This window comes from Butyrivibrio sp. Su6 (genome assembly GCF_900108105.1).
Lineage (GTDB): Bacteria > Bacillota > Clostridia > Lachnospirales > Lachnospiraceae > Butyrivibrio.
Map to the genome: position 1 here is coordinate 168291 of NZ_FNUR01000008.1, position 6276 is coordinate 174566.

Annotated in this window: 5 protein-coding genes; all 5 read left to right on the forward strand. The window is 38.9% G+C overall.

Annotated elements, in window-relative coordinates:
* Window positions 1-23: 23 nt before the first annotated feature.
* The 5 genes from C4S54_RS10370 to C4S54_RS10390 all read left to right on the forward strand — a co-directional run bounded on the left by C4S54_RS10370 (window position 24) and on the right by C4S54_RS10390 (window position 5972).
* Window positions 24-1151: a DegT/DnrJ/EryC1/StrS family aminotransferase gene (locus tag C4S54_RS10370; RefSeq protein WP_103869472.1), complete on the forward strand. Its 1128-nt coding sequence runs from the start codon at window positions 24-26 to the stop codon at window positions 1149-1151.
* A gap of 48 nt (window positions 1152-1199) precedes the next feature.
* Entirely contained in the window at window positions 1200-2528 is a 1329-nt protein-coding gene (locus tag C4S54_RS10375) for a sugar phosphate nucleotidyltransferase (protein ID WP_103869473.1), read from the forward strand.
* Between the two features lie 57 nt (window positions 2529-2585).
* A complete protein-coding gene (locus C4S54_RS10380; protein WP_103869474.1) occupies window positions 2586-3830 on the forward strand; it encodes a glycosyltransferase 87 family protein in 1245 nt (414 codons plus the stop codon).
* A 203-nt stretch (window positions 3831-4033) separates the two neighbouring features.
* Window positions 4034-5425, forward strand: coding sequence for a glycosyltransferase family 39 protein (locus C4S54_RS10385; RefSeq protein WP_146059989.1), 1392 nt, complete (start codon window positions 4034-4036; stop codon window positions 5423-5425).
* Between the two features lie 10 nt (window positions 5426-5435).
* On the forward strand, window positions 5436-5972 hold the full coding sequence (locus tag C4S54_RS10390) for a DUF6044 family protein (protein WP_103869476.1): 537 nt from the start codon (window positions 5436-5438) through the stop codon (window positions 5970-5972).
* The last annotated feature ends 304 nt before the right edge of the window (window positions 5973-6276 follow it).

Here is a 6276-nt window from a genome sequence, read left to right on the forward strand (position 1 = left end):
TGCATTAGATTAGAGGAAAAGATATGGAAAAGATAATGCAGGGCCGAATGGACAGAGGCTTTGAAAGATATCAAAAGGAATATGAGGAGAAGACTCTTGAGGTACTTCGCTCAGGCTGGTATATCCTTGGAAAAGAAGTTGAAAACTTTGAAACAGAGTTTGCTGAGTATGTTGGAACCAAATATTCTGTTGGACTTGCAAGTGGCTTGGATGCGCTCTGGTTGGCCTTTAGAGTTCTAGGAATCGGTAAGGGCGATGAAGTAATTGTTCAAGGCAATACTTACATTGCAAGCGTTATGGGCATTACAATCAATGACGCTACTCCTGTTTTTGTTGAACCGGATGAGCATTATCAGATTGATGCTGATAAGATAGAAGAGAAGATCACTGATAAGACAAAGGCAATTTTGGTAGTTCATCTCTATGGCCAGGCAGCTAATATGACTAAGATTGTGGATATCTGTAGGAGACATAATCTTAAGCTTGTTGAAGACTGTGCTCAGTCCCATGGTGCATGCCATAATGGACAGATGACAGGAAGCTTTGGTGATTTTGGATGCTTTTCTTTCTATCCATCCAAGAACATGGGAGCCTATGGTGATGCAGGTGCTATTACAACCAATGATCCTGAGCTTGCAAGGCTCATGAAGATATATAGAAACTATGGCAGTGAGAAGAGATACCACAACATGGTAGTTGGTGCTAATTCTCGTCTTGATGAGCTTCAGGCGGGACTCTTGCGAGTTAAGCTGACTCACATGGAAGATATCACTAACGAAAGATATGATCTGGGTCGTCGCTATGCAGAGGGAATTAGTAATCAACTTGTGATCAAGCCAACTGTAGCCGAAGGCTCAACCTGCGTATGGCATCAGTATGTTCTGAGAGTTCCTGATAAGGATGGCGAGGAGCAGTGCAAGGCTCGTGATGAGTTCAGACAGTATCTTGAGGAAAATGGAATCATGACACTTATCCACTATCCGATTCCGCCACACAGGTCACAAGCTTATGAGTATTTGGGACTTCCTGAGGGTAGCCTTCCTATTACCGAAAAATATGCTAATGAGGTAGTGTCACTTCCTATCTACACAGGTATGACAGAGGAAGAACAGCAGAGAGTCATCGATTGTGTTAATGCATGGAGAAGATAAGACTCTCAATGGGAATAATGATTACTAATTTTAGATTTAGGGGTTTTTATGAATATAGTTTTATTATCAGGTGGCAGCGGAAAGAGATTATGGCCACTTTCAAATGACGTGAGATCAAAGCAGTTTATTAAGATCTTTCACCCGGAGAATGATTCAAATAATGAGCTTGAATCAATGGTTCAGCGTGTATATAGTCAGATAAAGAAGATTGATTCTGATGCAAATATTACAATAGCAACCAGCAAGACTCAGGTTTCATCTATCCATAACCAGCTTGGTGATAAGGTTTCAGTCTGCGTTGAACCAACAAGACGTGATACATTCCCAGCTATTGCACTTGCTGCCAGCTATCTTTCAGATAAACTTGGTGTGGACAGAGATGATGCAGTTATTATCTGTCCTGTTGATCCATACGTTGACGATAGTTATTTTGAGTGTTTTAAAGAGCTTGATGAGATGGTTAAGTCAGAGGATTATAACCTTAATCTCATGGGTGTTGAGCCAACATATCCAAGTGAAAAGTACGGCTACATTCAGCCGGAGACAAAAGAACACATTAGCAAGGTTTCAGCATTTAAGGAAAAACCGGACGTGGAGACTGCTCAGAAATATATTGATGAGGGTGCTCTTTGGAACTGCGGAGTATTTGCATTTAAGCTTGGCTACATTTTAGACAGAGCTCATGAGCTTATTGATTTTAAGGATTATCAGGATCTTTTTGACCACTATGGTGATTGCAAGAAGATCAGTTTTGACTATGCTGTAGGTGAGCATGAAAAGTCTATTGGTGTTGTTAGGTTCTCAGGTGCCTGGAAGGATATCGGTTCATGGAACACCTTTGCTGAGGAGATGCATGAGAAGATTATTGGAAAGGCTCAGATGGATGACGCCTGTGAAAATAGCAACATTGTTAATGAGTTAAATGTACCTATTATCGCAATGGGACTTAAGAACATGATAGTTGCAGCCTCTAATGATGGAATTTTGGTTGCAGACAAGACTCAGTCAAGTTACATCAAACCTTTCGTTGAAAAACTTGATAATCAGGTTCGCTACGCTGAAAAGTCCTGGGGAAGCTTTACTATTGTGGATATTCAGGACAAGGCTCTTGTAATCAGGATTGTTCTTTTACCTGAGCACAAGCTCCACTATCACAGCCATGACCATAGAGATGAGGTATGGACAGTGATGAGCGGTGAGGGAACTGTTATTCTTGATGGTGAGAAGATTGATATAAAGCCTGGCTCAGTTGTTTCAATAAAGGCTGGACAGAGACACACCGTTATTGCTAAAACTGAACTTGTTATCAATGAGGTTCAGATTGGTGATGAGATAAGTGTTGAGGATAAGACAAAGTATGAGTTTCCTGAAGCGTAAGCGGAACCTTCAAGAAATATTTGATGCTTGTGAAGTTTGAATAAATAGGGAGAAAGCATGAAAAAAGAGTTGGCAATTGATAGATTCCTGAAAAACATAATAAATAAGTATATGTATGAAATCTGTTTATGCCTTCTTTTATTGGCAGCGGTTTTTATAAGAGTTAAGTTTGCACCGGAAACCACACTGTCTCCTGATTATAACGACTACTACAAGGTGTGGGTGGATTATTACAGAGAAAATGGCATCATTAAGGGGCTTGGAAATGCTATTGGCGACTATTATGTTCCACTTAATGTGATGTATGCTCTGTGCTCACTTCTTCCTGTGGAACCTTGGCTTCCACTTAGCATAGTAGCGTTTGTCTGTGAGCTTGTATCAGCAGTTTTTATCTTCAAGATTTTTTATCTGTTAACAGGGAGAAAGCATCATTCAATGTTTGCAGGAATTGCAACGCTATTCCTTCCATTTGTTGCATTTAATGGAGCGCTGTGGAAGCAGGTTGACGCCTTGTACACATGCTTTTTGATGATCTCTTTATACAAATTGTTAAAGCAGGAATATCGCGCATCCTTTATATGGTATGGCGTTGCCTTCGCTGTAAAGCTGCAGTCAATTATTTTTTTACCGATTTATTTGATTCTGTATATTACAGAAGGATTTCATAGCTATGACAGGGTTCTTAAGGACTCCGGCAAAAGAAATACCTTTAGTGTTTTAGAGTTTTTGTGGATCCCTGCTGTTTATTTTATAGCAGGACTGCCAGAGGTAATCTGTCAGAACGGACTTAAGAGAACATATCTTTCATATCTTTATCAGACTCAGGAGCTGGATTCTGAAGGTTATGGAATGGTTTCATTTTTCCCTAATCTGTATAATCTTGGCTTCGACAATTTCGATAAGCTTTTGTCTGGTGCTGCTATAATGGTTCTTTTTGTAGTTTTAGTTATCATTGCTTTCTTCTGCTATAGAAGAAAGGACAACATCGACAGAAAACTTGTAGTATACCTCGCTATATTCACGGCATGGACCTGCGTAGTATTGCTTCCGGGAATGCATGAGAGATATGACTATGCGATGCTTCTGTTGCTGACTCCATTTGCGGTGTTACTTAGAAAAAACATTGTATGGCCTATGTTTATAGCAAACGTATGCTCACTATCAACATATGCCTATGCTCTTTTTGGAGCCAGAGATATCGTCAATATGACTGTGGTTTCTCTTTTTTACGTGGGTGCATATCTTTATACTTTGATTGATGTTGTGAAGCTGTTGAATGATGAGACTCATCAGGTGAGCTGAGGAATAAATGATTGTTTAAGATAAAAAAAGCATTTAATTTAATAATAGTTTTCTGTCTTTTATTGGCTGCAGTTTTAGTTTTGGGAACCAGCATAGTAACTACAATTTACTATGATTACGGTTATGAAAATGATTGGCCTCACTATGGAAGAGAGAATATATTACTACTCCTGCTTTTATGTGCAGGAGTAGTTTTTGTGTTTATGGTTTTAAAAAAAAGTGGTGTGCTTAAGCACAATAGAGTACCACTTTTGTTTGGACTTATTTTTTGTGCTGTATATTGTCTAATGCTGATTTTTTCAATAAGACCGCTACCGGTTAATGATTCCAAGACATTGGATGATATTATTAATTCCTTTATGGCGGGAGATTATTCATCGCTGACAGATAAAGAAGGATATCTTTATATCTGGCCATTTCAGCTAGGATATGTTGCATTTGGACAGATGATGTGCACTGCATTTGGAATTGGTAACTACATAGCCTGGGACTTGGTGCAGCTTTTATCTATTCTTATTACTGTTTATATTTTATACCAGATGACATGGGAGTTTTTTTGTGATAGAGAAGTTTGCAGTATTATGGCTGTTTTTTCAACAGGGATGCTATTCTTTTATAATTATGTGACATATATCTATGGAGATATTCTGAGCATGGCGCCCCAGACTATAGCTCTTTTCCTGGAAATTCTGTATATGAAGAGGAAAAAGGTGAGCTATGGGATTGGAGCAGGAGTGGCAATTGCTATTGCAATTATGTTAAAGACTAACTGTGAGATTGCACTGATTGCGCTGGTAATGATGCTTATACTGAATCTGATACAGAAGAAAAATAATTCTGAAAGTGAGTATGCAGTTAATGTTAGTAATAAAGGCGCTAGAATTTGGAAGACTAGGGTAATCATGAGCCTTGCAATAATACTGGTTATGATTGCTTTGACTTTCGGCGTTAAAGGACTTGTTAATGCATATTACTGCAATGTTACAGGCCTTGATTCGATTCCAACTGGAAGTCCATCAGTTTCACACATAGCCATGGGGCTTCAGGAGAGTGAACTGGAAGATGGATGGTACAATGGCTATAACTATCATGTTTTCGCTGAGAATAACTATGAAACAGAAGCAACCAAGGCGGCAGCTATAGAGAATATCAAAGAGACACTGGCTGATTTTGCAAACAGACCTTTACATGCAGGGAAGTTCTTCTTAAGGAAATTCCTGACTCAGTGGGCGGATTCAGTCTGCATTTCAACTCATAACCTTGATCTGGTAAACAGGCACCATGACAATCCTACATGGCTTGCAGGCTTTCTGGTTTCAGGTTTTGGTTCCACTGTCATGCAGTGGGTTATGAATGTTTATATGACAATATGCTATCTTGGAGTTGTGATTTATTTAGTGAGCATATTGCGAAAAGGAAATGTATCAGATTCTGAAATGCTTGTATTGCTCCTGATATTTGGTGGCATTGTCTTCCATGAGTTCTGGGAAGGATCATCAAGGTATGCAATGAGATATTATGTTTATTGGATTCCATTTGCGGCTTTTGGTATAAAGAGGCTATTAGGTTATATTGGGGATAAACTACAGAAGTAGAGGTTGAGTTATGGAAACAAAAACCAAAGGGAAAAAAGGATGGTTGGGTTTCTACCTAGTCGGAATTTTCCTATTAACAGTTTTGGCGTTTTATGCCTTAATTGGAGAGAATAGTTATATTGCAGTTCAGGATAATCTGGACCTGTTTATGGCGCAGTTTGCTATGTTGAGAAATGAGGGGATATTCTTTTCGCATGGAGTGGCAGCCCCATTTTTAGGTGGTGTTTCAAGGGATGCACTTCCAAGCGAGTTATCGTTATATACTGTTTTATTCATGATTTTTCCACCCTTTGTTGCATACGTTGCCGGATATATTCTTAAGGTTATAATTGCCGTTGTATCTTGCAGATTACTGTTCTTGGATATGGTTGAGAATGATAAGGCCAATACCCATGTTCAAAATCTGGCAACATTAGTTGGTTTATTGTATGGAATACTTAACATGTTTCCTGCTTTTGGTATACCGTTTGCTTCGGTACCGCTGATTGTATATCTTCTGCGTAAAGTATATAGAAATGGACTAGGGGGACGGGGCAATGTCATTTAGTTAAGGAAATTCATATATACTTTCATATCAAAAACATTATTGCAAAAGAAAAAGTGATTCTACAAAGAACGTAAGAATCACTTTTTTATTTGAAAATTTTTAAATTAGGGCTTGACACAGGCCTCAAAAAGTGCGGCCGCCTTTGCTAAAGAAGCTTTAGCAAAGGCGGCCCCTTAAATCAAAGGTATCCGACCACACATTGATTTAAGGAGGCACTCATGAAAGCATCATACATCAAAAAGAAGTTTTTTGAAACTATTGATTCTATTGTTGCGGATCCATCACCGTTTGTAAAAAGACCTGG